Origin of the sequence: Brachybacterium alimentarium (genome assembly GCF_002332425.1) — a bacterium.
In the GTDB taxonomy this organism is placed as follows: Bacteria; Actinomycetota; Actinomycetes; order Actinomycetales; family Dermabacteraceae; genus Brachybacterium; species Brachybacterium alimentarium.
This window is the reverse complement of record NZ_NRGS01000017.1, coordinates 137,211-161,625: the sequence shown is the minus strand read 5'-3', so window position 1 is coordinate 161,625 and position 24,415 is coordinate 137,211. Positions and strand designations below refer to the sequence as shown.

At 69.3% G+C, this 24,415-nt stretch carries 25 protein-coding genes; 18 read left to right on the top strand and 7 right to left on the bottom strand.

The window, feature by feature from the left end:
* Positions 1-222 precede the first annotated feature (222 nt).
* Entirely contained in the window at positions 223-2,415 is a 2,193-nt protein-coding gene (gene rho, locus CIK71_RS10900) for a transcription termination factor Rho (protein ID WP_096165693.1), read from the top strand.
* Between the two features lie 121 nt (positions 2,416-2,536).
* On the opposite strand, the gene CIK71_RS10895 is transcribed toward rho, so the two are convergent.
* The 5 genes from CIK71_RS10895 to CIK71_RS17730 form a co-directional block, all read right to left on the bottom strand.
* Entirely contained in the window at positions 2,537-3,430 is an 894-nt protein-coding gene (locus CIK71_RS10895; RefSeq protein WP_096165692.1) for a carbohydrate ABC transporter permease, read from the bottom strand.
* Positions 3,427-4,401: a carbohydrate ABC transporter permease gene (locus CIK71_RS10890; protein ID WP_096165691.1), complete on the bottom strand. Its 975-nt coding sequence runs from the start codon at positions 4,399-4,401 to the stop codon at positions 3,427-3,429. Before CIK71_RS10890 ends, CIK71_RS10895 begins: the two co-directional genes overlap by 4 nt.
* Positions 4,398-4,667 (bottom strand): hypothetical protein, encoded by a 270-nt coding sequence (locus CIK71_RS17735; RefSeq protein WP_176485615.1) that lies wholly within the window; start codon positions 4,665-4,667, stop codon positions 4,398-4,400. The genes CIK71_RS10890 and CIK71_RS17735 overlap by 4 nt, the downstream gene beginning before the upstream one ends.
* Positions 4,612-5,409 carry an extracellular solute-binding protein gene (locus CIK71_RS10885; protein ID WP_245857496.1) on the bottom strand — a complete coding sequence of 266 codons (798 nt, stop codon included), beginning with the start codon at positions 5,407-5,409 and terminating at the stop codon, positions 4,612-4,614. Before CIK71_RS10885 ends, CIK71_RS17735 begins: the two co-directional genes overlap by 56 nt.
* A gap of 147 nt (positions 5,410-5,556) precedes the next feature.
* Positions 5,557-5,724 carry a hypothetical protein gene (locus tag CIK71_RS17730; protein ID WP_176485614.1) on the bottom strand — a complete coding sequence of 56 codons (168 nt, stop codon included), beginning with the start codon at positions 5,722-5,724 and terminating at the stop codon, positions 5,557-5,559.
* Between the two features lie 412 nt (positions 5,725-6,136).
* Between CIK71_RS17730 and CIK71_RS10880 the strand changes: the two genes are divergently transcribed.
* The 17 genes from CIK71_RS10880 to CIK71_RS10800 all read left to right on the top strand — a co-directional run bounded on the left by CIK71_RS10880 (position 6,137) and on the right by CIK71_RS10800 (position 22,105).
* Positions 6,137-8,149 (top strand): aldo/keto reductase, encoded by a 2,013-nt coding sequence (locus CIK71_RS10880; protein ID WP_096165690.1) that lies wholly within the window; start codon positions 6,137-6,139, stop codon positions 8,147-8,149.
* Positions 8,146-9,129: a LacI family DNA-binding transcriptional regulator gene (locus tag CIK71_RS10875; RefSeq protein WP_096165689.1), complete on the top strand. Its 984-nt coding sequence runs from the start codon at positions 8,146-8,148 to the stop codon at positions 9,127-9,129. The genes CIK71_RS10880 and CIK71_RS10875 overlap by 4 nt, the downstream gene beginning before the upstream one ends.
* A 128-nt stretch (positions 9,130-9,257) precedes the next feature.
* Positions 9,258-9,467, top strand: coding sequence for a 50S ribosomal protein L31 (gene rpmE, locus CIK71_RS10870; RefSeq protein WP_096165688.1), 210 nt, complete (start codon positions 9,258-9,260; stop codon positions 9,465-9,467).
* A 149-nt stretch (positions 9,468-9,616) separates the two neighbouring features.
* A complete protein-coding gene (prfA, locus tag CIK71_RS10865; RefSeq protein WP_096165687.1) occupies positions 9,617-10,765 on the top strand; it encodes a peptide chain release factor 1 in 1,149 nt (382 codons plus the stop codon).
* Entirely contained in the window at positions 10,762-11,679 is a 918-nt protein-coding gene (locus CIK71_RS10860) for a N5-glutamine methyltransferase family protein (RefSeq protein ID WP_096165686.1), read from the top strand. The genes prfA and CIK71_RS10860 overlap by 4 nt, the downstream gene beginning before the upstream one ends.
* The gene (locus CIK71_RS10855) at positions 11,676-12,833 is read left to right on the top strand and encodes an L-threonylcarbamoyladenylate synthase (protein WP_096165685.1); all 1,158 of its coding nucleotides are present in this window, start codon (positions 11,676-11,678) and stop codon (positions 12,831-12,833) included. The genes CIK71_RS10860 and CIK71_RS10855 overlap by 4 nt, the downstream gene beginning before the upstream one ends.
* Positions 12,830-13,954, top strand: coding sequence for a glycosyltransferase family 4 protein (locus tag CIK71_RS10850; protein ID WP_096165684.1), 1,125 nt, complete (start codon positions 12,830-12,832; stop codon positions 13,952-13,954). Before CIK71_RS10855 ends, CIK71_RS10850 begins: the two co-directional genes overlap by 4 nt.
* Complete coding sequence (locus CIK71_RS10845; protein WP_245857491.1) at positions 13,938-14,474, top strand: Cg1360 family ATP-synthase-associated protein; 537 nt, start codon at positions 13,938-13,940, stop codon at positions 14,472-14,474. Before CIK71_RS10850 ends, CIK71_RS10845 begins: the two co-directional genes overlap by 17 nt.
* Positions 14,475-14,673: 199 nt before the next feature.
* The gene (atpB, locus tag CIK71_RS10840) at positions 14,674-15,489 is read left to right on the top strand and encodes a F0F1 ATP synthase subunit A (protein WP_158541984.1); all 816 of its coding nucleotides are present in this window, start codon (positions 14,674-14,676) and stop codon (positions 15,487-15,489) included.
* Positions 15,490-15,567: 78 nt separating this feature from the next.
* Positions 15,568-15,798 carry an ATP synthase F0 subunit C gene (gene atpE / locus CIK71_RS10835; protein WP_096165681.1) on the top strand — a complete coding sequence of 77 codons (231 nt, stop codon included), beginning with the start codon at positions 15,568-15,570 and terminating at the stop codon, positions 15,796-15,798.
* 10 nt (positions 15,799-15,808) lie between these two features.
* The gene (locus CIK71_RS10830) at positions 15,809-16,348 is read left to right on the top strand and encodes a F0F1 ATP synthase subunit B (RefSeq protein ID WP_096165680.1); all 540 of its coding nucleotides are present in this window, start codon (positions 15,809-15,811) and stop codon (positions 16,346-16,348) included.
* A gap of 9 nt (positions 16,349-16,357) precedes the next feature.
* On the top strand, positions 16,358-17,173 hold the full coding sequence (locus tag CIK71_RS10825; protein ID WP_096165679.1) for a F0F1 ATP synthase subunit delta: 816 nt from the start codon (positions 16,358-16,360) through the stop codon (positions 17,171-17,173).
* 83 nt (positions 17,174-17,256) lie between these two features.
* Positions 17,257-18,879, top strand: a complete 1,623-nt coding sequence (gene atpA / locus CIK71_RS10820; RefSeq protein ID WP_096165678.1) for a F0F1 ATP synthase subunit alpha — start codon at positions 17,257-17,259, stop codon at positions 18,877-18,879.
* Between the two features lie 74 nt (positions 18,880-18,953).
* Positions 18,954-19,865, top strand: a complete 912-nt coding sequence (locus CIK71_RS10815; RefSeq protein ID WP_096165677.1) for a F0F1 ATP synthase subunit gamma — start codon at positions 18,954-18,956, stop codon at positions 19,863-19,865.
* A 54-nt stretch (positions 19,866-19,919) separates the two neighbouring features.
* On the top strand, positions 19,920-21,377 hold the full coding sequence (gene atpD, locus CIK71_RS10810; RefSeq protein ID WP_158541979.1) for a F0F1 ATP synthase subunit beta: 1,458 nt from the start codon (positions 19,920-19,922) through the stop codon (positions 21,375-21,377).
* Positions 21,374-21,646, top strand: a complete 273-nt coding sequence (locus tag CIK71_RS10805) for a F0F1 ATP synthase subunit epsilon (protein ID WP_096165675.1) — start codon at positions 21,374-21,376, stop codon at positions 21,644-21,646. The genes atpD and CIK71_RS10805 overlap by 4 nt, the downstream gene beginning before the upstream one ends.
* A gap of 18 nt (positions 21,647-21,664) precedes the next feature.
* Positions 21,665-22,105, top strand: a complete 441-nt coding sequence (locus CIK71_RS10800; RefSeq protein WP_096165674.1) for a DUF2550 domain-containing protein — start codon at positions 21,665-21,667, stop codon at positions 22,103-22,105.
* Positions 22,106-22,289: 184 nt separating this feature from the next.
* Here the strand turns inward: CIK71_RS10800 and CIK71_RS10795 are convergent, their stop codons facing one another.
* Positions 22,290-23,522: an N-acetylglucosamine-6-phosphate deacetylase gene (locus tag CIK71_RS10795; protein ID WP_158541978.1), complete on the bottom strand. Its 1,233-nt coding sequence runs from the start codon at positions 23,520-23,522 to the stop codon at positions 22,290-22,292.
* 30 nt (positions 23,523-23,552) lie between these two features.
* Positions 23,553-24,260: an endonuclease NucS gene (gene nucS, locus CIK71_RS10790; protein ID WP_096165733.1), complete on the bottom strand. Its 708-nt coding sequence runs from the start codon at positions 24,258-24,260 to the stop codon at positions 23,553-23,555.
* Positions 24,261-24,415 lie beyond the last annotated feature (155 nt).

Sequence of the window (24,415 nt, the reverse complement as noted above, 5' to 3'; positions counted from 1 at the left end):
GTCCCGTATGACCCTGCGCTCCGCGCACGTCGTGCCGAGCAGGACTTGCAGAGACGCTGACGCACCCCGAAGCACACCAGCAGGCCGACCATCGGTGCCCTGCACCATGGCGTCACCTTGCTCGGAAAGCCGCTGAAGCACCCGGACCCAGGTCCCCTGCCCCCAGCGGCACCCAGACCAGAACAGAACCGGCTCCGATCGGTTCGACAGGAAGGAACCCGGGTGAACGACTCCACCTCCGGCGCGGATCTCGCGGCGAAGAAGCTTCCCGAGCTGCAGGCCCTCGCGGCCGATCTCGGCATCAAGGGCGCTCGGCGCCTGCGCAAGGGCGAGCTGATCGAGGCCATCCGCGGGGGTGGAGCATCGCAGGCTCCCACCGCGGCGACCTCCCAGGCACAGGCCCCGGCCCCGGACGCGGCCCCGCAGCAGGACAGCGCACCAGCGCAGGCTCCTGCGGCAGAGCGCACGCAGTCTGATCGCGCCTCGTCCGATCGCACGCAGTCCGCCTCCACCGACGGCGAGCGGACCCGCACCCGCGGACGCTCCCGCGCCGCGACCCGTGAGCAGGGCGCCAGCAGCACGCCCGACCTCGGCCTCGAGCTGCCCGACCGCAGCTCCGAGTCCCGTCGAGCAGACCAGGTCTCGGACAGTCCCCGGAGCGACGACACCGGTCGCGCCGAGAACCGTCGTGAGCAGAGCCGCGGTGGGGACGACCGCCGCGATGAGGGCCGCCGCGACGAGAGCCGCGGTGGGGACGACCACCGTGACGAGAACCGCCGCGACGAGAGCCGCGGTGCGGAGAGCCGTCGCGACGACACCGGCTCGGGCCGGCGGGACGACTCCCGCCGGGGCAGCTCGGAGCGTCAGGACGACGACCGCGAGGGCGATCGCAGCGGTCAGGGACGGGATCGGCAGGGCGGGCGCGGCCAGCGCCGCCGACTCGAGGACATCGAGCTGCCCGATCGCTCCGGCGAGAACGACGACCAGGGCCAGGGGCACGGCGACGATGACGACGATGATCGTCGGGGCCGTTCGCGCAGCCGCAACCGCTCCCGCGATCGCAAGCGGCGCGGCCGCGGTGACCGTGGTGACCGCGGTGACCAGGGTGGTCAGAACAGCTCCGGGAACCAGGGCGGCTCCGGCAACCAGGGCAACCAGGGCAACCAGGGGGGCCAGCGTGACGAGTCCGATTCGCGCGACAGCGACGAGCTGATGACCGTCGCCGGCATCCTGGACGTCCGGGACAACAACGCCTACATCCGCACCACCGGCTACCTGCCCGGCCCCAGCGACGTGTACGTGACCATGAACCAGGTCAAGCGCGGCGGACTGCGCAAGGGCGACGCCATCACCGGTCAGGTGAAGGCCCCGCGCGACGGCGACGACCACCACGTCGAGCAGCAGCACCATGGTGGCGGGCGCAACCGTCGTGGCAAGGGCGGCGGCAACAACCAGAACAAGTACGCGGCACTGGTCCAGGTGGACACGGTCAACGGCATGCCGCAGGACCGGGCGCGCTCGCGCGTGGACTTCAGCAAGCTCACCCCGCTGTACCCGGACGACCGCCTCCGCCTGGAGACGGCGCCGAACGCCGTGGCCCCGCGCATCATCGATCTCGTCTCCCCGATCGGCAAGGGCCAGCGCGGCCTGATCGTCGCGCCCCCGAAGGCCGGCAAGACGATCATCATGCAGCAGATCGCGAACGCGATCACCACGAACAATCCCGAGGTCCACCTCATGGTGGTGCTGGTCGATGAGCGTCCCGAGGAAGTCACCGACATGCAGCGCACGGTCAAGGGCGAGGTCATCGCCTCGACCTTCGACCGCCCTGCCTCGGATCACACGATCGTCGCCGAGCTCGCCATCGAACGGGCCAAGCGTCTGGTCGAGATGGGCCGCGACGTCGTCGTGCTGCTGGACTCGCTCACGCGCCTGTCCCGTGCCTACAACCTCGCCGCACCGGCGTCGGGCCGCATCCTCTCCGGTGGTGTGGACGCTTCTGCGCTCTACCCGCCCAAGCGGTTCTTCGGTGCTGCCCGCAACATCGAGCACGGCGGCTCGCTCACCATCCTGGCCTCCGCGCTGGTGGAGACCGGCTCCAAGATGGACGAGGTCATCTTCGAGGAGTTCAAGGGCACCGGCAACATGGAGCTGCGCCTCTCGCGCAACCTTGCCGACAAGCGGATCTTCCCGGCGGTGGACGTCAACGCCTCCGGCACCCGCCGCGAGGAGGCTCTCATGGGCAAGGAGGAGCTGGCCATCATGTGGAAGCTCCGCCGTGTGCTCGGGTCCCTCGAGCAGCAGCAGGCGCTCGAGCTCCTCATGGAGCGCGTGAAGAAGACGCAGTCCAACACCGAGTTCCTCATGACAGTGCAGAAGAACACGCCCAGCGTGAACGGTCGCACCGCGGACTGATCGGCAGCGCGCTCGCGCAGCGCAGCATCATGCCGACGCACGGACGGGGCGCCTCCCACCGGGGAGGCGCCCCGTCCTGCGTTGTCCTGCGTTCTTCGTCGGCAGCGGTGCCGTCGGCGGTTCAGCCCTTGATCGCGCCCGCGGCGATGTTCGCGATGAAGTGCCGTGACCCGATGATGAACACGCCGATCAGCGGGATCACGCTGATCAGAGCGCCTGCCATGACCATCCCGTAATCGGTCAGGTAGACGGAGTTGAGGTTCTGCAGCGAGGTCTGCAGGGTCTGGCGATCCGGATCGACCAGCACGATCAGCGGCCACACGTAGTCGTTCCACGCGGCGATGAAGGTGAAGATGCCCAGGAAGGCGAGGCCGCCGCGCAGCAGCGGCACGCCCACACGCCAATAGGTGGTGAAGAACCCGGCTCCGTCGATACGCGCGGATTCCACGAGTTCATCGGGGATCGACCCCGCCGCCATCTGCCGCAGCAGGAAGATCCCGAAGGCGTTCGCCGCGCCCGGCACGATCAGCGCCTGGAGCGTCCCGACCCAGCCCAGTGCGGACATGAGGATGAAGCTCGGCACCAGGGACAGGCTGCCGGGCACCAGCATCGTGGCGATCAGCAGCACGAACAGCCATTTCCTCCCCGGGAAGTCGAACTTCGCGAACGCGAAGGCGGCCAGGGAGTCGAAGAACATCACCAGCACCGCGCACAAGGTGGAGACGATGATCGTGTTCACGAGCGCCTGCAGCAGATCCACGCTGGAGACGACGTTGCGGACGTTCTCCAGGAAGCTCGAGCCGAAGGTGAGCTTGGGCGGATATCCGAAGATCTCCCCGGTGGTCGAGGTGGACATGACGATCAGCCAGTAGAACGGGAAGATCGACAGGAGCACTCCGATGATCACGCACAGATGGGTGACGATCGTCGAGACACGACCACGGGCGACGTAATGCCGGTTCCGGGGCTGCTCATCCACCGAGCTCTTCGGCGGGATCGGTGCCAGGGCGGTCATCGTCGTGCCTCCTTCTTCCGGGAGATGCGGGGTGCGGCGTCGTCACCGCGTCCGGAGACCAGGCGCCAGTTGATGATCGCGAACACCGCGGCGATCAGGAACAGCGCCCACGCGATCGCGGATCCGTAGCCGAAGTCGAACTGGGTGAACGCCTGGTTGTACTGGTAGAGCACGATCGTCATGCCGGCCTCGCCGGCGCCGCCGCTGTTGCCCAGGAGCACCTGCGACTCGGTGAACAGACTCAAGCCGCCGATGGTGGAGGTGATGACGGTGAACAGGATGATCGGCCGCAGCATCGGCACCGTGATCCGGAAGAACACCTGGCGCATGCTGGCCCCGTCGACCTTCGCGGCGTCGTACATGTCCGTCGGGATGGACTGCAGCCCGGCGAGATAGATGATCGCGTTGTAGCCGGTGAACCGCCAGATCACCATCATCGCGATCGTGAGCTTGATGCCCCAGGGGCTGGAGAGCCACGGAACCGTGTCCAGGCCCAGCGCCGTGAGCGCTGAGTTCACGAGCCCGAAGGTGTCGGAGAAGACCGAGCCGAACACGATCGCCATCGCCACCATCGAGGTGACGTTCGGCAGGAAGAACGCCACCCGATAGAACTTCGTGAACCGGATGTTCTGGTGCAGCAGGAACGCGATCACCATCGCGAGGAACAGCATGGGGACCGTGGACAGGAACCAGATGATGAACGTGTTCCCCACCGCGTTCCAGAAGCGGCCGTCCGCGAGCAGGAACTGGTACTGCGCCAGCCCCACGAAGGAGATGTCTCCCATCCCGTCCCAATCGGTGAGGGACAGGACGATGGAGAAGAGGATCGGGAACAGCCCGAAGACGGCGAACAGGAGATAGAACGGCGAGATCGCCACGTACAGCGGCAGCACCTCGCGCAGCTTCTTCCTCCGGCGTGCTCGAGGGTCGCGTTCCGCGGCGCTGGGGTGCTCGGGAGCTATGGCGCTCATACCTCGACACCTCGCTTGGCGAGGACCTTCTGCGACTGCGCGACCGCATCGTCCCAGGCGCGCTCGGGATCCTTGCCCGACGTCTCGACCTCGGTGATCTCGGCGGTGAAGAAGCCGCCGATGATCGTCTCCCAGGTGCTGATGAACGATTCGGGGACGGATTCCGCGGCGGTGGAGAAGAAGTCCAGCGGATCCTGGTCCCCGAAGAAATCACCGCCGTAGGTGAGCTGGGAGAAGGAGTCGGGGGTGGAGGGGAAGAGCTGCACGTCCTCGTACGCTGTGGCCTGGTTCTCCGGTGAGTTGATCCAGGTGAGGAACGCGAGAGCCGCTTCTGGATCCTTGCAGGTGCGGGGGGAGCGCGGCGAAGGAGCCCCCGTTGTTCCCCGGGCGGACCGGCTGGGCTGCGAGTCTCCAGGTCCCCGCGGTCTCCGGGGCCGATTCCTCGAGGATCTGGGACCACCAGGCGGCGCCGATGTTCCCCGCGGTGCGGCCGCTCGCCCAGGCGGCGTTCTGATCGGTGCCGCGATCGCGAGGGATCTTGGCCGTGATGCCGGCGTCGATCGCGGCGGCGGTGATGTCCCAGGCCTGGCGGACGGCGCTGCCGGGTATCGTGTACAGAGGGGTGTCGTCGGCGTCGAAGTAGCGTTCCGGGCTGGAGTTGAGGACGCCTTCGTAGATCGCCTGCGCGTCGTTGACGAAGAAGCTGTCGGCGGCTGCCTTGAGCTCCGCGCCCAGGGAGATCCAGTCCTCCCAAGTGGTGACCGCCGCCGCGACCTCCCCCGGCGAGCTGGGCAGACCGGCGTCCTCGAAGATGTCCTGGCGGTAGAAGAAGCCGGTGGGGCCGATGTCCAGGGGGAAGAAGCAGAAGCGGCCCGTCGGGGTGGTGCCGAGGTTCCACTTCCATTCGTAGAAGTCGTCCTTCACGGAGTCGGCGCCGAGTTCAGCGAGGTCCAGGAACTGGTCCTCGTTGGTGAAGTAGAGGGCGTTGTTGGAGTTGATGTAGGTGATGTCAGGGATGTACGCGTTCCCGGCCAGGCTCGTGCGCAGCTTGGTGTCGAAGCTGGTGCCGATGACGTCCGCCCGGACGTGACGATCGGAGCCCGGTATCCGGCTGGCCGCCTTCTCGAGCAGGGAAGGGCTGGCGGCACGGTTCCATTACCACATGACCAGCTCGTCTGGATCGTCGGAGATGGTGGGAGCGGAGCCGCACCCGGCCAGTCCCGCTGCGGGCGCGAGCCCGGCCGCGAGCAGGAGGGAGCGGCGGGACGGTCGGTGAGGTGGCGACACCGCCCCGAGGGGGCGTCGAGCGGTCGGGGTGGTCATGCAGTCTCCTCGTTGAGCGGCAGAGCGAGCCGTGAACGTTCCCGGGTGACGCAGATCATGTCAGCGCGACGTGGGTGCGTCAACGGTGCGCTGCAGCGCGGACGCCCGGGCGGCGAAGCGGGGACGAGTGCCGCAGCGACCGCCCTCGTCCCCGTCCTCGCCCCCGTCCCCATCGCCATCCCATCGCTGTCTCTGTCGCTGTCGGGGTCGCCGAGGCGACCACCGCGGCGACGGTCGCGGTGAGCGGGGTGGGATCTGGGGACATCGGAACGGCCGCACTTGTCCTTCCGGTCGCGAAAGGGCTAACGTGGTCATGTCGTGAACGTTCACGACATGGCGGTGGCAGGCCTCGGCCCGCCCTTCCTGCTGGTCCGCCCTCCCGATCCCGACTTCGAAGGACGACGACGTCTCCATGAGCACTTCCTCCACCCCGTTCCGCTGGGCTGTCCTCGGCCCGGGCGGCATCGCCCGCCGCTTCGCCTCCCAGCTGCCCTCCTCGCAGGACGGCGTGCTGGTCGCCGTCGGCAGCAGCTCCCCGGAGCGTGCCCGCGCCTTCGCCGACGAGTTCCCCCTCGCCGAGCCGGCACTGCTGGGCAGCTATGACGAGATCCTCGCGTCCGATCAGGTCGACGCCGTCTACGTCTCGACCGTGCACACCGGGCATGCCGAGCTGGCCGCCGCAGCGCTCGAGGCCGGCAAGCACGTGCTGTGCGAGAAGCCGATGACCCCGAACTCCGGCACCACGATGGCGCTCACCGATCTCGCGCAGCGCAGCGGCAAGGTGCTGCTGGAGGCGTACATGTACCGCTTCCACCCGCAGACGGTGAAGGTCCTCGAGCTGGTCGCCGAGGGCGCGATCGGCGAGGTCACCCACGTGGATGCCTCCTTCGCCTTCGACACCGGAGGCCGCAGCGGGCGCCTGTTCGACCCGGCCCTCGCCGGGGGCGGGATCCTCGACGTCGGCTGCTACCCGCTGTCCTTCGCCCGCTTCGTCGCCGGTGCCGCGCAGGGCGCCGCCTTCGCCGACCCGCTGAGCCTGCAGGGCAGCGGCACGATCGGGGAGACCGGGGTCGACGAATGGGCCGCTGCCGAGGTGACCCTGCCCGGAGCGATCACCGCGAGCCTGCGCACCGGCGTGCGCCTGGCCGACCCGCAGTCCGCCACCATCACCGGTTCGCGCGGCGTGATCCGCCTGTCGGACCCGTGGGCCCTGGGCGAGCAGCAGACCATCGAGCTCGACGTGGTCGGCCAGCAGCCCCAGAAGCTCGAGATCCCCGCGGCGGCCGCCTACGCGCTCGAGGCCGACGCCCTGGCCCGTGCGGCCCGCGCCGGCGAGGTCGTCCCCGAGGTCACCGGGGAGAACTCACTGGGTCAGGCCCGTGCGCTGGACCTCTGGCGCGAGCAGATCGGCCTGCGGTTCCCCTTCGAGGCCGATGACGCCGACATCCCGACCCTCACCGGCAGGCCCCTCGTCGCCGGCAGCGTGCAGACCGGACCCGAGATGGCCTACGGGTCGCTGCCCGGGATCGACAAGAAGGTCTCGCGCCTGGTCATGGGCTGCGACAACCAGATGAACCTGGCCCATGCCTCCGCGATGTTCGATGCGTTCTACGAGATCGGCGGCACCACGTTCGACACCGCCTACATCTACGGCGGCGGCTACATCGAGAAGCTGTTCGGCAAGTGGGTCCAGAACCGCGGAGTGCGCGAGGACGTCGTCGTCATCACCAAGGGCGCCCACACCCCGCACTGCGACCCCGAGTCGATCTCCCGCCAGCTGGAGGAGTCCCTCGAGCGGCAGGGCACGGACTACGCGGACCTCTACATGATGCATCGCGACAACCTCGACATCCCGGTCGGGGAGTTCGTCGACGTCCTGGAGGAGCACCTGCAGGCCGGACGGATCCGTGCCTACGGCGGCTCGAACTGGACGCCCGCCCGCGTGGACGAGGCCAACGAGTACGCGCGCGCCAACGGCCGCACCGGTTTCACCATCCTGTCCAACCACTTCGGTCTCGCCGAGGCGCTGGACGTGCCGTGGGCCGGCTGCGTCCACGCGACCGACGCCGACTCCAAGGCCTGGCTCGAGGAGCGCGGTATCGCACTGCTGCCGTGGTCCTCGCAGGCACGCGGCTTCTTCACCGGTCGCGCGCACCCCGAGGACCGCTCCGATGCCGAGCTCGTGCGCTGCTACTACAGCGACGAGAACTTCGAGCGCCTGGCCCGGGCCGAGACGCTCGGTGCGGAGCGCGGCGTCCCGGCCACGGCGATCGCCCTGGCCTTCGTGCTGCACCAGAAGTTCCCCACGTTCCCGCTGTTCGGGCCGCGCAGCATCGCCGAGATGCGCTCGTCGACCCTCGGTCTCGGGGTGGAGCTGAGCGATGCCGACCTCGCCTGGCTCGACCTGCGGTCCGAGTCGAGGTGAGCCGTTCGGGGCGCAGGCCCACCATCATCGACGTCGCCGAGCGGGCCGGGGTCTCCCGGCAGACGGTCTCGAGGGCGCTGAACGACATGTCCGGCATCAGCGCGGGCACCCGTGAGCGCGTCCTCGCCGCCGTGCAGGAGCTGAACTATCGGCCCTCGCGCTTCGGTCGGGGGCTGGTGGAGCAGGGTCCGATCACGCTCGGCCTGGTCGTGATGGACCTGTCCAATGCGTACTACGCGGAGCTCGGCGCCGCCGTGGTGCGCGCCTGCGCCCCGCTCGGCTGGAACGTCGTGCTCGCCGAGGCCGAGCACGCCCCGGATCCCGAGGCCGTCGCCGGCGAGCTGGCCCGACGGGTCGACGCGATCGTCGGCTACGGGGTGCGGACCGAAGGGATCCGCGGCACTGCCGGCATGCCGGTGGTCCGTCTCGATGGCAGCGTGGACCAGCTCGAGGAGCTCGCGGTCGTCGAACTGGCACCGGCCGAGGCGATCGCGGAGCTGGTCGAGCACCTGCGCAATGCGGGAGTGCGCAGGCCGCTGGTGCTCGACCTCGTGGGAGGGCCGATCGGTGACCGCGCGCTCGCTCTCGCCGCCGGCCTGAGCGAGCTCCATGAGAGCGGGGAGGTGCCGGTCCGGGAGATCCATCCCCGGGAGGGGCACCGAGCCGCCCTTGAGGAGGCGCTCGCCAGCGGGGCCGATGTGCTGCTCTCCTTCAACGACGTGCTGGCCGTGCGGCTGCTGCGCACCCTGCGGGAGATGGATGTCGAGGTGCCCGGGGGAGTGCGGCTGGTGGGGATCGACGGCCTGGAGATCGCCTCGCTGGTGACCCCGGAGCTGACCACGCTGAGCATCGACATCGAAGCTGTCGCGAGGGAGACGGTGTCCCTGGTCGAGGGGATGCTCGACGGCTCCGTGCCGCTCACCGGGCCGGAGGCCCATCGCGTGGTGCCCTATCGCCTCGAGGTGGGGGCCTCCACCTGAGAGGCGATGTAGCGCACGCCGCACCTCCAGCTCTCGCGTCGGAGGTGCGGCGCGTGGCAGACTGTGACGTCGGTTCTGGTTCACGGCGCCCGCCGGGCGCCGACCCAGCGACCCTGAGAAGGAGAGACATGAAGGCTGATATCCACCCCGCATACGTCGAGACCCAGGTGACCTGCACCTGCGGCAACTCGTTCACGACCCGCAGCACCAAGAAGGACGGTGCGATCAGCACCGAGGTCTGCTCGGCATGCCACCCCTTCTACACCGGCAAGCAGAAGATCCTCGACACCGGCGGCCGCGTGGCACGCTTCCAGGCCCGTTACGGCAAGAAGGCCTGACAGAGTTCCTGACGGACGCGCTGGAAGGCGCGTTCGGCAGGAGGTCAGGCTGCGGAGCGCGAGCCTGATCCCAGTCTCCGACGCCGGTGCGCGCCCCAGGGCGTGCACCGGCGTCGTCGTATGTGAGGGCGGAGCCGAGATGAGCCGAGATGAGTGAGCACAGCACGGACGGTCAGGATGATCGTCTGGATCCCCTGCGCCTCGAGCGCGCCCGGCTCCAGGAATCGATGGCGGATCCGGAGCTGCACGACGACCCGGCCCGCGCCCGACGGGTGGGCAGGCGGTATGCCGAGCTCGACACCGTGCTCACCACCGCGGATCGGGTCACCGCCCTCTCCGCGGATCTCGCCACCGCCCACGAGCTGCTCGAGATGGGGGAGGACGACCCGGAGCTGGCCGCCGAGGCCGAGCAGCTCCGGGCCCGCCTGGAGCAGGAGCAGGAGCACCTCGAGGACCTGCTGGCACCTCGTGACCCCGACGACGCCCGCGACGTGATCCTGGAGATCAAGGCCGGGGCGGGCGGCGAGGAATCCGCGCTGTTCGCCGCCGAGATGCTGCGCATGTACCGCGCCTACGCCGAGCACCGGGGATGGCGCGTGGAGGTGCTCACCTCCGCCGAGTCCGACCTCGGCGGCTTCAAGGACGTCACCGCCGCCATCAGCGCCCGCTCCGGAACCGCTCCGGCCGACGGCGTCTACGCCCACCTCAAGCACGAGGCCGGCGTGCACCGGGTCCAGCGTGTGCCGGTCACGGAATCCGCCGGGCGGATCCACACCTCCGCCGTCGGCGTGCTCGTGATGCCCGAGGCCGACGAGACCGACGAGGGCGAGCTGCTCGCCGAGGCGATGGCGCCCGCGAACCTGCGCATCGACGTCTTCCGCTCGAGCGGTCCCGGAGGCCAGAGCGTGAACACCACGGACTCCGCCGTGCGCATCACCCATCTGCCGACGGGTGTGGTCGTCTCCTGCCAGGACCAGAAGAGCCAGCTGCAGAACCGCGAGCAGGCGCTGCGGATCCTGCGCACCCGTCTGCTCGATGCCCGTCGTGCCGAGCAGGAGCAGGAATCCGCCGCCGCCCGTCGCTCCCAGGTGCGCACCGTGGATCGCAGTGAGCGCATCCGTACCTACAACTTCCCCGAGTCGCGCGTGGCCGACCACCGCACCGGGTACAAGGCAGGGAACCTCGCCCACGTCCTCGCCGGCGACCTCGATGCGCTGATCGCCTCCTCCCGGGATGCAGAGCGCGCCGCCCGGCTCGAGGACGCCCGACGCTCCTCGGGCGAGGACAGCACCCGATGAGCGCCGCCGACACCCGCACGCGTCTGCGCACCGCACTGTCCGAGACCACCCAGCGGCTGGGACGGGCCGGCGTGCCCTCACCCAGCGTCGATGCGCGTGCTCTGCTCGGCGCCGCCGCCCGCTGCGAGGGTCCCCTCGTGATGCTCGACGACCTGCCGGACGATTTCTCCGCGGAGCTCGAAAGGCTCACCGCGCGCCGGGAGCTGCGCGAACCCCTGCAGCTGATCCTCGGCCGGGCGCCCTTCCGCCGCCTGATGCTCGCCGTGCGGCCGGGCGTGTTCATCCCGCGCCCGGAGACCGAGCTCGCGATCGACTTGCTGCGCGAGCACAGCGAGGGTCCGCTCGCCACCGTGCTGGACCTGTGCGCCGGCAGCGGTGCCCTGGGCGCCGCAGTGCTCGATGAGATCCCCGGCAGCCGGGTGCTCGCGGTCGAGATCGATGCCGCCGCGGCCGCCCTGGCCCGGGAGAACCTCGAGAGTGCGGGTCCCGGCCGAGGGCGCGTGCTGCAGGCCGACCTCGGAGACTCCACGTCCTCGTCCCTCGCGGAGCTGATCGCGGCGGCACCGGTCGACGCGATCGTCTCCAACCCGCCGTACATCCCGCCCGAAGCCGTGCCCCGCGACGCCGAGGTGCTCGAGCACGATCCGCACCGAGCACTGTTCGGCGGGGGGAGCGACGGCCTGGAGGTACCGCGTGCCGTGATCTCCTGGGCCTCCCGCCTGCTGCGCCCCGGCGGCGTGCTCATCATGGAGCATGCTGATGTCCAGGGTCCGGCCGCCCGAGACGCCGCCGCGCAGATCGGTGGATTCGACCCTCTGAGCACTGCCCCTGACCTCACCGGTCGCGATCGGTTCCTGATCGCGCGACGTGGGGACGGGGACCTTAACCCTGGAAGTGAGAGACTGACCCAGTGAGCGTGCACGACACCCAGAACCCTGAATCCCGCGAGGCGGCCCTCGCCGCGGCGACCGACGCCGTCCGCGACGGCAAGCTGATCGTCCTGCCGACGGACACCGTCTACGGCATCGGCGCCGATGCCTTCACCCCTGACGCCGTGGCCGACCTGCTCGAGGCCAAGGGCCGAGGTCGCGATGTGCCTCCGCCCGTGCTGGTGGGGGACCATGCCGTGCTGCTGGCGCTGGCGATGGACGTCGCGGACTACGTCGAGCAGCTCGCCGAGGAGTTCTGGCCCGGCCCGCTCACCCTGATCCTCCGCGCCCAGCCGTCCCTGACCTGGGACCTGGGCGAGACCCGCGGCACCGTCGCGCTGCGCATGCCCGATGACGAGGTCGCCCTCGAGCTGCTGCGCCGCACCGGGCCGCTCGCCGTCTCCAGCGCGAACCGCCACGGGAAGTCCGCAGCGCTCACGGTGCTCGACGCGGCCACCCAGCTCGGCGACTCCGTGGAGGAGTACCTCGACGGCGGCACCGCCAAGATCGGCACCAGCTCCACGATCATCGACACCACGGTGGAGCCCCCCGAGATCGTCCGTGAGGGCGTCCTGACGAAGGAGGAGATCATCGCCGCCGTCGGCGACATCTTCGCCGCTCCCGAGGTCGAGGACTCCGAGGACGCCAAGGGCGCTGAAGAGGCAGAAGGGGCTGAAGGGGCTGAGGGGTCTGAAGAGTCCGAGGGCTCTGAGCAGGCCACGGAGCAGGACGGCGCAGAGCACGACCCCGCGGCGCAGAACCCCGCAGAGCAGGCTGACGCCACCGGAGCTGCCACGAGCCTCGCTCCTGCGGAGGAGACTGACCCCGCAGTTCCCGCAGGTCCGGCAGACCCCGCAGATCCCGCGGAACCGTCCACCCTCGAGGCCACCGCTGCGCCCGCTGCCTCAGCGGAGGCCCCCGGCGTGCTCGACCTCCCGGCAGAGCCCGACCTCGTCGAGCTCTCCACCACCCCCGACCCTGAATCGCCCCTGGAGAACCCGCCGACGCAGCCCGATCCGGCGCCCGCCGCGTCCGACGCCGCCGCGGAGCCCGCCGCCGAGGCTCCTGGCACGGACGACCCCGATGCCGCCGCACCCAGGCGCCCCGGCGGACCCGGCGAGGAGAACGCTGAAGGGTGAGGATCTATCTCTTCATCCTGCTGGTCTCCGCCGCGGTGACATATCTGGTCACTCCCGCCGTGAGGCTGCTGGCCCGACGGGCCGGTGCGATGACCGCAGTGCGCGCCCGTGACGTGCACGACGCCGTCACCCCTCGCCTGGGCGGGCTGGCGATGCTCTCCGGCGTGGTCGCCGCCATGGTCGTCGCGAGCAACATCCCCTTCCTCGAAGGTCTCTTCGCCGACACCCGACAGGCGTGGGCGATCCTCGCCGCGGCAGGACTGGTGTGCCTGCTCGGCGCGGCCGATGACAAATGGGACCTGGACTGGATGACGAAGCTCGCCGGGCAGATCCTCGCCGCGATGCTGCTGGCCTGGCAGGGGGTGAGCCTGGTGTCCCTGCCCATCGGGGGAGTGACGATCCTGTCGGAGCGCTCGGCCCTGATCCTCACCGTGCTCGTCGTGGTGGTGTGCATGAACGCCGTGAACTTCGTCGACGGGCTCGACGGGCTCGCCGCCGGGGTGATGGCCATCGGAGGCGCCGCGTTCTTCGTCTACGCCTACACGCTCACCCGCAATGCCTCGACCACGGACTACTCGTCCCTCGCCGCACTGCTCACCGCCGTGCTGATCGGTGCCTGTCTGGGCTTCCTCCCGCACAACATGACCCGGGCCCGCATCTTCATGGGGGACTCCGGGTCGATGCTGCTGGGACTGCTGCTGGCCGCGAGCACGATCGCGGTGACCGGGCAGGTGGACCCCGCCCGGCTCTCGAGCGCGGACTTCTTCGGTCAGTTCCTTCCGATCCTGCTGCCGATCGGGGTCATGGTGATCCCGTTCCTGGACTTCGCCCTGGCCGTGGTGCGACGGATCGGGTCGGGCAAGTCGCCCTTCCACGCCGACAAGGCCCACCTGCACCACCGACTGCTGCGGCTGGGCCATTCGAAGCGCAACGCCGTGCTGATCATGTACACGTGGACGGTGGTGATCTCCGTCGGGCTGCTCCTGCCCCTCGTGCTCTCCACCCAGGCCGTCGTGATCTTCTGGGTGTGCGGACTGCTGTTCGCGCTCCTGATGACCTTCGACCCGCTCAGATGGCGCCCTGGGCGCCGCCGGAAGGACCCCGATGTCTCCTCAGTCTGACCAGCCCTCCCGCCCTGTCGGCGCTCCCGGCGCAGGGGGCGACGCCGCTCCCGCCGACCCGCCCGTCTCGGAGGCGCGCAGGCGCCGCCGTGCCGTGGGGGACCGCGCCATGCAGCGAGCGGTCCTGCTGGCGCTCGTGGTCGGCCTGGTCCTCGACGCGATCGTGATCACGGTCGCCGCGGTGACGGCCGACGGGCCGGCCCTCATCGGCGCCCTGATCGGCACCGGCCTGACCCTCGTCGTCGTGCTGCCGACTCTCGTGATCGCCGTCATCGGCCGTCGGATGACCCCCGTGACGATGGCTGCGGGCGTGCTCGGCAGCTGGGCCGTCAAGATGCTGATTGTGATTCTCGTCCTGATCGTGGTCCGGGACCTCGCGAGCGTCTCGACCCGATGGATCGGACTGGCACTGCTGGTCGGCGCAGTGTCCGCCGTGACGGTGGAGGTGACGCTGCTGATGCGCTCACGCCAGCCGCTGGATGTGGAGCCGGTCGCAGCACCTCCCGAGGACGATGCATGAGGAGTGCACTCTGTTATGCTTTTCCAGGTGCTCGAGCCCTGATCACGGTGCATAACCGCAGGGTTGCGACCACTGATCGACCACCCGAGGCGCCTAGCTTCGTCCATCGCCGTACGCACGATGGTCGTACCCGGGTCGGTCCAGATCGAGATGACGGCCACGGCCGGCGTGTTCACGCCAGGCTGTACGACCACGGGAGATCGAGCTGAACACCGCAGACCTCAGCCCCACGCTGTACGCAGAGGGCGATTCGCTCTTCCACATCCCGACCCTCGCGGAGTTCTTCCCGCCGGCGATCCTCTTCGCAGGGACGCCGTTCGAGTTCAACCGCGTCCAGCTCGTGCGACTGATCGTGATCGCCGTCGTCCTCATCGTGACGTGCGTGATCGCCTCGCGCGCCAAGCTGGTGCCGGGTCGTGCGCAGAGCATCGTCGAGCTGCTCATCGAATTCGTGCACGGCACGATCATCCAGAACACCCTGGGCATCCGGGAGGGCCGGCGCTTCGCCCCCTTCCTGATCACGATCTTCTTCCTCATCCTCTCGATGAACCTGGCCGGAGTGGTCCCGGGGCTCAACCTCGCCGGCACCTCCGTGATCGGTCTGCCGCTGCTGCTGGCGCTGTGGACCTTCGTGACCTACGTGGTCGCGGGCGTGAAGAAGCATGGCTTCGCGGGCTACCTCAAGCACGAGACGATGCCTCCCGGGGTGCCGAAGCCGATCTACCTGCTGCTGATCCCGATCGAGTTCCTGCAGGTGGTGCTGATCCGCTGGGCGTCGCTCACGATCCGACTGCTCGCGAACATGGTCGCCGGCCACATCATGATGGTCGTCTTCATCGGCCTGACCCAGGGCCTGCTGCTCTCGGGCACCTGGCTCATCCTGGGCTCGCCCTTCACCGGCGCCCTTGCGATCGGCATCTTCGGTTTCGAGATCTTCGTGGCCGCCCTGCAGGCCTTCATCTTCACGATGCTGGCCGCGGTGTACATCCAGATGGCCACCTCCGACGAGCACTGACCGCTCGCACCTGACCCTCACCTCCCCGCAAGACCCCTGTCTGCCGCCCGCCCGGGCGGCACAACGAAAGGAAATCCCGTGGACCCGATGATCCTCTCCGCAGTCTCCGGCAACGTCGCGTCGATCGGCTACGGCCTCGCCGCGATCGGCCCCGGCATCGGCATCGGCATCATTGTCGGCAAGACCGCTGAGGCCACCGCGCGTCAGCCCGAGCTGCGCGGCCAGCTCCAGACCACCATGTTCATCGGTATCGCGTTCACCGAGATCCTGACCCTGCTGGCCATCGTCACCGGCCTGCTCTTCAACTGAGGCTCTCCCCATGATTCTCGCCGAAGAAGAAGTCCCGGGCTACAAGCTTCTGCTGCCCGAGGTCCCGGAGATCATCTGGACCCTGATCTTCGTCATCATCTTCGCCGTCGTCTTCCTCAAGTTCGTCCTGCCGCGGCTGAACGCCGTGCTCGACGAGCGTGCGGAGAAGATCGAGGGCGGCCTGAAGAAGGCAGAAGAGGTCCAGCAGCAGGCCGACGACCTCAAGGCCACCCAGGAGGAGGAGCTCGCCGCTGCTCGCCAGGAGGCCGCAGGCATTCGCGAGAAGGCGCGCCAGGACGGCGCCCGCATCGTGGAAGAGGCGAAGGTCCGTGCAGAGTCGGAGTCCGAGCGTGTGCTCGTCGCCGGCCGTCAGCAGCTGTCCGCAGAGCGCCAGACGGCCTCCGCGCAGCTCCACAGCGAGGTCGGCACGCTTGCGAGCGATCTGGCCTCCAAGGTCGTCGGGGAGTCCCTCACCGATGATGAGCGCTCCCGCCGTGTGATCGATCGGTTCCTGGACGACCTCGAGTCGAGCCAGACCGCCACCCGATAAGGACCAGTGATGCGAGGAACTTCCTCCACCTCGTTCGCCGAGGTCGCTCAGCAGGCCCAGTCCGTCTTCGCGACGGACGGCGTCTCGCTGGACAGCACCGCGGACGAACTGTTCGCGATCGCCGATGCGATCGATTCCAGCAACCAGCTCGTGCGTCTGCTGAGCGACTCCGGTCGTGGCGCCGAGGCGAAGGAGGCGGCTGTCCGTGCGCTGCTGGCCGGCAAGGTCAGCGACGCCGCACTCGGTCTCACCCTTGGGGTCGTGAGCCATCGCTGGTCCGAGCAGGAGGACATCCTCGACGCGCTCGAACGGCTGGGCGTGCTCGCACTGCTCGAGCAGTCCGAGCGGGAGAGCAGCCTCGGTCAGGTCGAGGAGGAGCTGTTCCAGTTCTCCCGCACGATCGACGACAGCGCCGAGCTCTCCTCGAGCTTCGACGATGCCAGGGAGGATCCGTCCGCCCGCGGGAACGTCGTCCGCACCCTGCTCGAGGGCCGCGCGAACCGGCTCACCACCGCACTCGCGGTCCGTGCCGTGTCCCGAGCGGTCGAGCTCAAGCCCTCGCGTCGAGTGCGCGAGTTCGCGGAGTTCGCCTCGGAGCGCCGTCAGCGTCTGCTGGCCGTGGTCGAGACCTCGCGTCCGCTGGACGAGGCGCAGCAGTCCCGTCTGGGGACCGTGCTCGCGCGCATCTACGGCCGTGAGGTGCAGATGAACCTCGAGGTCTCGCAGGACGTCGTGGGCGGTCTGCGGATCCACGTCGGAGACGACCTCTACGACGCAACCGTCCTCGCGCGCCTGTCCCAGGCTCGCGAACACCTGGTGTCCTGACGGCCCCTGGCCGCGGCACATCCCCCAGCACCACACATCACCTCCCGCAGCGACGGGACCACGAGAGGAAGCGAAGCACCGCGATGGCTGAGCTCACGATCCGCCCGGAGGACATCCGGCATGCCCTGGACACCGCCGTGTCCACCTACCAGGCAGGCTCCACCGACCGCGAGGAGATCGGCCGCGTCACCGAGTCGGCCGACGGCATCGCCCGTGTCGAGGGCCTGCCCAACGTCATGGCCAACGAGCTCGTCCGCTTCGAGAACGGGGAGCTCGGCCTTGCGCTGAACCTCGAGCTCAGCGAGATCGGCGTCGTGATCCTCGGCGAGTTCTCCGGCATCGCGGAGGGCCAGGAGGTCCGCCGCACCGGTGAGGTCCTCTCCGTCCCCGTCGGCGAGGGCTACCTCGGCCGCGTGGTCGACCCCACCGGCGCCCCGATCGACGGCCTGGGCACCATCGACACCTCCGGGCGTCGTGCCCTCGAGCTGCAGGCGCCCGGCGTCATGCAGCGCAAGAGCGTCAAGGAGCCGCTGGCCACCGGCATCAAGGCCATCGATTCGATGACCCCGATCGGTCGCGGCCAGCGTCAGCTGATCATCGGCGACCGTCAGACGGGCAAGACCACGATCGCGCTGGACACCATCCTGAACCAGAAGGCGAACTGGGAGAGCGGCGACCCGGAGAAGCAGGTGCGCTGCATCTACGTCGCCGTCGGCCAGAAGGGCTCGACCATCGCCTCGGTGCGCTCGACCCTCGAGCAGGCCGGTGCGCTGGAGTACACCACGATCGTCGCGGCTCCGGCCTCCGACCCCGCGGGCTTCAAGTACATCGCCCCCTACGCCGGCTCGGCCATCGGACAGCACTGGATGTACGAGGGCAAGCACGTCCTCATCGTCTTCGACGACCTCTCCAAGCAGGCCGAGGCCTACCGCGCCGTGTCCCTGCTGCTGCGCCGCCCGCCGGGCCGTGAGGCCTACCCGGGCGACGTGTTCTACCTGCACTCCCGTCTGCTCGAGCGCTGTGCGAAGCTGTCCGACGCGATGGGCGGCGGCTCGATGACCGCCCTGCCGATCATCGAGACCAAGGCGAACGACGTCTCGGCGTACATCCCGACCAACGTCATCTCGATCACCGACGGCCAGTGCTTCCTGCAGTCGGACCTGTTCAACGCGGACCAGCGCCCGGCGGTCGACGTCGGCATCTCGGTGTCCCGCGTCGGCGGCTCCGCGCAGACCAAGGCCATGAAGAAGGTCTCGGGCACGCTGAAGATCTCGCTCGCGCAGTACCGCGACCTCGAGTCCTTCGCGATGTTCGCCTCCGACCTCGACGGTGCGTCCAAGCAGCAGCTGAACCGCGGCGCCCGCCTCATGGAGCTGCTCAAGCAGAACCAGAGCTCTCCCTTCCCGATGGAGGAGGAGGTCGTCTCGATCTGGGCCGGCACCACCGGTCGCTTCGACGACATCGACGTCGAGGACGTGCGTGACTTCGAGTCGCACCTGCTGGAGCACCTCCGCCACAACGGCGGCGTGCTCGAGGCGATCCGCTCGACCTCGAAGTTCGAGCCCGCGACCGAGGAGGAGCTCATCGCGATCCTCGACGAGGTCAAGAAGGACTTCCTCGCCGGCAAGGGCAAGACCCCGCTGAACGACGTCGAGACGAGCCTCGAGGACGAAGACATCGACCAGGAGACCATCGCCCGCGGTTGATCCGATCACCGTGCCCGCCGTTCGCGGCGGGCACGGCGGATGATGCCGGTCGATCGCCACGTACGAGGAGAGACATGGGAGCACAGCAGAGGGAGTACAAGCAGCGGATCGGGTCCGCTCAGGGCATGAAGAAGATCTTCAAGGCCAAGGAGATGGTCGCGGCCTCGCGCATCTCCAAGGCACATGCCCGCGTTCTCGCGACGACCCCGTACGCCGATGCGCTGACGCAGGCGATCGGTGCCGTGGCGACGCATTCGCAGGAGGCGCAGCATCCGTTCCTCCAGGCGGACCGTGCGCAGAGCGGTCGCGTCGCGATCCTGCTCATCACCGCGGACCGCGGCATGACGGGCTCGTACTCGCACAACGCGATCCGCACGGCCGAGGAGCTCGCCAACACCCTGATCGACGAGGGCAAGACCCCGGTCCTGTACGTCGTGGGTCGCAAGGGGGAGGCGTACTTCCGCTTCCGCAACCGTGATCCTCACCGTGCCTGGGCACCGTACAGCGAGCCCGAGCTCGGGTCGCTCGGACAGGACATCGCGCACACCCTCACCGCCGATCTCCTGTCGGAGGATCCGGAGACGCATCTGGATGAGCTCTACCTCGTCGGGACGCGCTTCCTGAGCCGCTTCAAGCAGGCCGCACGGGCCAGTCGTCTGGTGCCGATGCAGCTCGTGGACGCCGAGGATCACGTCCCCGGCGCCTTCCCGCTCTACGAGTTCGCTCCGGACGCGGAGACGACCCTGCAGGAGCTCATCCCGCGGTACGTCGAGTCGCGCATCGTGAACCTGCTGATGCAGTCGATGGCCTCGGAGCACGCCGCCACCCAGCGTGCGATGCAGACCGCGACCGACAACGCACAGACACAGATCGACAAGTTCACCCGGCTGGCGAACACCGCTCGTCAGGCAGAGATCACGCAGGAGATCACGGAGATCGTCGGCGGCGCCGACGCCCTCGCCGGATCCGGGCGCACCGAACGCTGAGAACTCTTGGCCTGCGCTCCTGAGCGCGGGCCCGACCCCTTGGAGAGAACGAACATGACCACCACAGCTTCCGCCCCCGCGACCGCGACCGGACGCATCGCGCGCGTCACCGGCGCCGTCGTCGACATCGAGTTCCCGCCCGGGAACATCCCCGCCATGTACAACGCTCTGCACGCGAGCGTCGAGGCGAGCAGCGCCGGGCTCGATTCGGCCGTCATCACCCTCGAGACCGCCCAGCACCTCGGCGACGGCATGATCCGCGCGATCGCGCTCAAGCCGACCGACGGCCTGGTCCGCGGTCAGGACGTGACCGATACCGGCGCTCCGATCTCGGTGCCCGTCGGCGACGTCACCCTCGGCACCGTCTTCGACACCGTGGGCAACGCGCTGAACCTCCCCGAGGGCGAGACCCTCGAGGTCACCGAGCGCTGGCCCATCCACCGCAAGGCGCCGAACTTCGATCAGCTGGAGTCCAAGACCCAGATGTTCGAGACCGGCATCAAGTCGATCGACCTCCTCACCCCGTACGTGCAGGGTGGAAAGATCGGCCTGTTCGGCGGCGCGGGCGTCGGCAAGACGGTCCTCATCCAGGAGATGATCTACCGCGTGGCGAACAACCACGACGGTGTGTCCGTGTTCGCCGGCGTCGGTGAGCGCACCCGTGAGGGCTGGGACCTCATCGAGGAGATGACCGAGTCGGGCGTCATCGAGAAGACCGCACTGGTCTTCGGCCAGATGGACGAGCCCCCGGGCACCCGTCTCCGGGTGGCGCTGTCCGCGCTGACCATGGCGGAGTACTTCCGCGATGTGCAGTCCCAGGACGTGCTGCTGTTCATCGACAACATCTTCCGCTTCACGCAGGCGGGCTCCGAGGTGTCGACCCTGCTGGGCCGCATGCCGTCGGCCGTGGGCTACCAGCCCAACCTCGCGGACGAGATGGGTGTGCTCCAGGAGCGCATCACCTCGACCCGTGGTCACTCGATCACCTCGATGCAGGCGATCTACGTGCCGGCTGACGACTACACCGACCCGGCGCCGGCCACGACGTTCGCGCACCTCGACGCCACCACGGAGCTCTCCCGAGAGATCGCCTCGCGCGGTCTGTACCCGGCGATCGACCCGCTGACCTCCACGTCGCGGATCCTCGACCCGCAGTACGTGGGCCAGGACCACTACGGCACCGCGGTGCGCGTGAAGCAGATTCTGCAGCGCAACAAGGAGCTCCAGGACATCATCGCGATGCTCGGTGTGGACGAGCTCTCCGAGGAGGACAAGATCACGGTGTCGCGGGCACGCCGCATCCAGCAGTTCCTCTCGCAGAACACGCACCTCGCCAAGCAGTTCACCGGCGTCGACGGCTCGGACGTCCCGCTGCGCGACACCATCGAGGGCTTCAAGGGCATCTGCGACGGCGAGTTCGACCACATCTCGGAGCAGGCCTTCTTCAACGTCGGCGGCATCGACATGGTGATGGAGAACCACCACCGGATCCAGAAGGAGCTCGGGGCGTGAGCACCCTCGAGGTCACCTTCGTCACCAGCGACCGGACGGTGTGGACCGGCCAGGCCGCCCAGGTCGTCGTGCCTGCGGCCGACGGGTCGATGGGCATCCTGCCGCGCATGCAGCCCACTCTCGCCGTGCTCGGCGAGGGCGCGGTGCGCATCACCGGCGAGGACGGCACCGTCTCCGAGCGAACGGTCCATGGCGGGTTCGTCTCCGTCGATTCCGACATCGTGACGATCGGCGTCGACGACGCCGAGCTCGTCGAGTCGGCACGCTGAGCGGATTCTGAACCGTCCATGATCGACCTGAGCATCCCGGTCCTCCTCGAGGGGGTCGGGATGCTCTTTGTCGTCCTGGCCGTGGTGCTCATCGTCCGCAATATCGGGATGTCGCGCCGGCGCGGTGCCTTCGACTGCTCCCTCGAGCGCCGCGGGGTCACCGGGCGCTCGCACTGGTCGCCGGGACTGATGCGCTTCGGCACCGATCGGCTGCTGTGGTTCCGTGCGCTCTCCCTGCGGGTGGGGCCCGAGACGACCATCCTGAGAGCTGACCTGCTGGACGTGTCCCGCCGTCGGCTCGAGGCTCGGGCACAGGGCGAGGAGGACAGCTATCTGGTCGAGTTCCGGCTGCGTGGCGGGCGAACCGAGCTCGCGATCATGGGGATCTCCTCGGGCGCGGCGCTGAACGCCTGGATCGAAGCCGCACCGACCGGACTCGTCATCGGCGACGCCGACTGAGCCTGCACGGCCCTGCACGCCCCCGCAGCACGGTACGTGCCGACGGCCCTGCACGCCTCCGCGGCGCGGCACGTGCCGACGGCCCTGTGCACCGCCGCAACGCGGCACGCCCTGGCGGTGCTCGGCGACCTTTCTCGGCTCGATCCTCTGAGCGGGTCGCTCCCGTGGCGCGCGGTGAGGGGGGTCAGCCCTCGACGCGCTGACCGGCCCGCAGCACCGTCACCGGCCGCAGATCGGCGTCCACCAGCACGGCGTCGGCGCGGCGGCCGGGCTCCAGCGAGCCGATCCGATCCTCCTGGCCCAGCACTCGTGCCGGGACCGTCGTCGCAGCGCGCACCGCGGAGACCAGGTCCACACCCGCTTCGAAGACGGCGAAGCGGACCACCTCGAGCAGATGCGCCGTGCCACCGGCGATCGAGCTGCCCCCGGTGAGGGTGGCGATGCCTGCGTCGACCGTGACGTCCAGCGCGCCCAGACGGTACTGGCCGTCGGGCATTCCGGCGGCCGCCATCGCATCGGTCACGAGCGCGACCGTGTCCTGCGCAGCGACGGAGAAGATGTGGGCGACGGTCCGGCGATCCAGGTGGACGCCGTCGGCGATCACCTCGACGACGAGCTCGCCGCGGGCGGCGGCATCGAGTGCCGCGAACGCGGGCCCGGGATCGCGATGGTGGATCGGGCGCATGCCGTTGAACAGGTGGGTCGCCGTGGGGAGTGGGGAGCGGCCGTGCTCACGGCGAAGCTCGGCTCTCGCGGTGGCGACCGCCCGGGTCATCTGCTCGCTCGACCCGTCGGTGTGCCCGAGCGAGGGGACCGCCCCCACCTCGGCGAGGGCCTCGAGCACCGGGTCGGCGCCGTCGACCTCGGGGGCGACGGTCATCGTCGCGAGCGATCCGCCGGCGATCGCGGCCAGCTCACGCACCAGATCGGCGTCGCCGCCGATGATGTGCTCGGGGTTCTGGGCTCCGCAGCGGGCGACGGAGACGAACGGCCCCTCGAGATGGATCGCGGCGATCTCGCCATCGTCCGCGAGCTGCGCGAGATCCGCGACCCGTGCCCGCAGGGTCTCGGCCTCCGCGGTGACCAGCGAGGCGACCAGGGACGTGGTCCCATGGCGGCGGTGCTCGCGCACTGCGGTGAGCATCTCCTCGGGGGACGTCGAGTCCGGGAAGGAGACGCCGCCGCCGCCGTGGCAGTGCAGATCCACCAGGCCCGGCAGGATCAGCCCGTCATGGGCGATCTCCTCGGCGGCCGCATGCTCCGGGGCGTGGGAGGCCGGGCCGGACCACACCACGTCCGCGCCGGAGATCAGCACGAGGCCGTCGGGGAGCACGCCCTGCTTCAGCACGGTCGTCCCGTGCAGGGCGAGGTCGACGGCCAGTGGTGCGGTGCGGTCCGACGAGGCTGCCGTGGTCACGGGAACTCCTGGGGGTGGGGGAGGGATGGCTCAGAACAGTCGCGAGTCGACGTCGTCGATCCCGCGCAGGGCGTCGTAGTCGAGGGTGACGCAGTCGATCCCGCGGTCCTCCGCGAGAACGCGGGCCTGCGGTTTGATGGCCTGGGCGGCGAAGACCCCGCGCACCGGCGCCAGCAGCGGGTCACGGTTCAGCAGCTCGAGATAACGGGTCAGCTGCTCCACGCCGTCGATCTCGCCGCGGCGCTTGATCTCGATCGCCACGGCGGCACCGTCGGCGTCCCGCGCCATGATGTCGACCGGGCCGATCGCGGTGCCGTACTCCCGGCGCACCAGGCTCCAGCCCTCGCCGAGGGTGTCGATGTTCTCGGCGAGCAGGGCCTGGAGGTGCGCTTCGACGCCGTCCTTCTGGAGTCCGGGGTCCTCGCCGAGCTCATGGGAGCTGTCCTCGAGGATCTCGTGCAGACGCACGCGGAGCTTGTCACCGGTCTTGTCATGGGTGACGTCCCACTGCTCGATCCAGTCGCTGTCCGGATCGGCCTCGATCTCGTCGTCATCGCGACGCGTGGAGCGCAGCGTGCAGGGAGGAGTCATCCAGTTCAGAGGTTTATAGCTGCCTCCGTCCGAATGGACCAGCACGCTGCCATCGGCTTTGACGATCAGCAGGCGCGGAGCCAGGGGGAGGTGGGCGGTGAGTCGACCGGTGTAGTCGACAGAGCAGCGGGCAACGACGAGACGCACCCCGACAGGGTACGGCACGGGAAGGCCCGACGGCTCTGCGGAGCGCCGTCCCGTGCCTGATGAGAGGCGCATGGCATGCTCATGGAGATCTCTTTGCCCAGGTGCACATGGTCACGCGGAACTGTTCCAGGCCGTGCTGCGCACCCTATCGTGGG

What these genes read in the sequence shown, in the direction of transcription:
- CIK71_RS10800 (WP_096165674.1), top strand. Translation starts at nt 21,665, where the DNA reads ATGATCGACCTGAGCATCCCGGTCCTCCTCGAGGGGGTCGGGATGCTC.
- CIK71_RS10860 (WP_096165686.1), top strand. Translation starts at nt 10,762, where the DNA reads ATGAGCGCCGCCGACACCCGCACGCGTCTGCGCACCGCACTGTCCGAG.
- atpD (WP_158541979.1), top strand. Translation starts at nt 19,920, where the DNA reads ATGACCACCACAGCTTCCGCCCCCGCGACCGCGACCGGACGCATCGCG.
- CIK71_RS17730 (WP_176485614.1), bottom strand. Translation starts at nt 5,724, where the DNA reads ATGACCACCCCGACCGCTCGACGCCCCCTCGGGGCGGTGTCGCCACCT.
- CIK71_RS10825 (WP_096165679.1), top strand. Translation starts at nt 16,358, where the DNA reads ATGCGAGGAACTTCCTCCACCTCGTTCGCCGAGGTCGCTCAGCAGGCC.
- CIK71_RS10815 (WP_096165677.1), top strand. Translation starts at nt 18,954, where the DNA reads ATGGGAGCACAGCAGAGGGAGTACAAGCAGCGGATCGGGTCCGCTCAG.
- CIK71_RS10890 (WP_096165691.1), bottom strand. Translation starts at nt 4,401, where the DNA reads ATGAGCGCCATAGCTCCCGAGCACCCCAGCGCCGCGGAACGCGACCCT.
- CIK71_RS10845 (WP_245857491.1), top strand. Translation starts at nt 13,938, where the DNA reads ATGTCTCCTCAGTCTGACCAGCCCTCCCGCCCTGTCGGCGCTCCCGGC.
- CIK71_RS10895 (WP_096165692.1), bottom strand. Translation starts at nt 3,430, where the DNA reads ATGACCGCCCTGGCACCGATCCCGCCGAAGAGCTCGGTGGATGAGCAG.
- CIK71_RS10830 (WP_096165680.1), top strand. Translation starts at nt 15,809, where the DNA reads ATGATTCTCGCCGAAGAAGAAGTCCCGGGCTACAAGCTTCTGCTGCCC.
- CIK71_RS10880 (WP_096165690.1), top strand. Translation starts at nt 6,137, where the DNA reads ATGAGCACTTCCTCCACCCCGTTCCGCTGGGCTGTCCTCGGCCCGGGC.
- atpA (WP_096165678.1), top strand. Translation starts at nt 17,257, where the DNA reads ATGGCTGAGCTCACGATCCGCCCGGAGGACATCCGGCATGCCCTGGAC.
- prfA (WP_096165687.1), top strand. Translation starts at nt 9,617, where the DNA reads ATGAGTGAGCACAGCACGGACGGTCAGGATGATCGTCTGGATCCCCTG.
- rpmE (WP_096165688.1), top strand. Translation starts at nt 9,258, where the DNA reads ATGAAGGCTGATATCCACCCCGCATACGTCGAGACCCAGGTGACCTGC.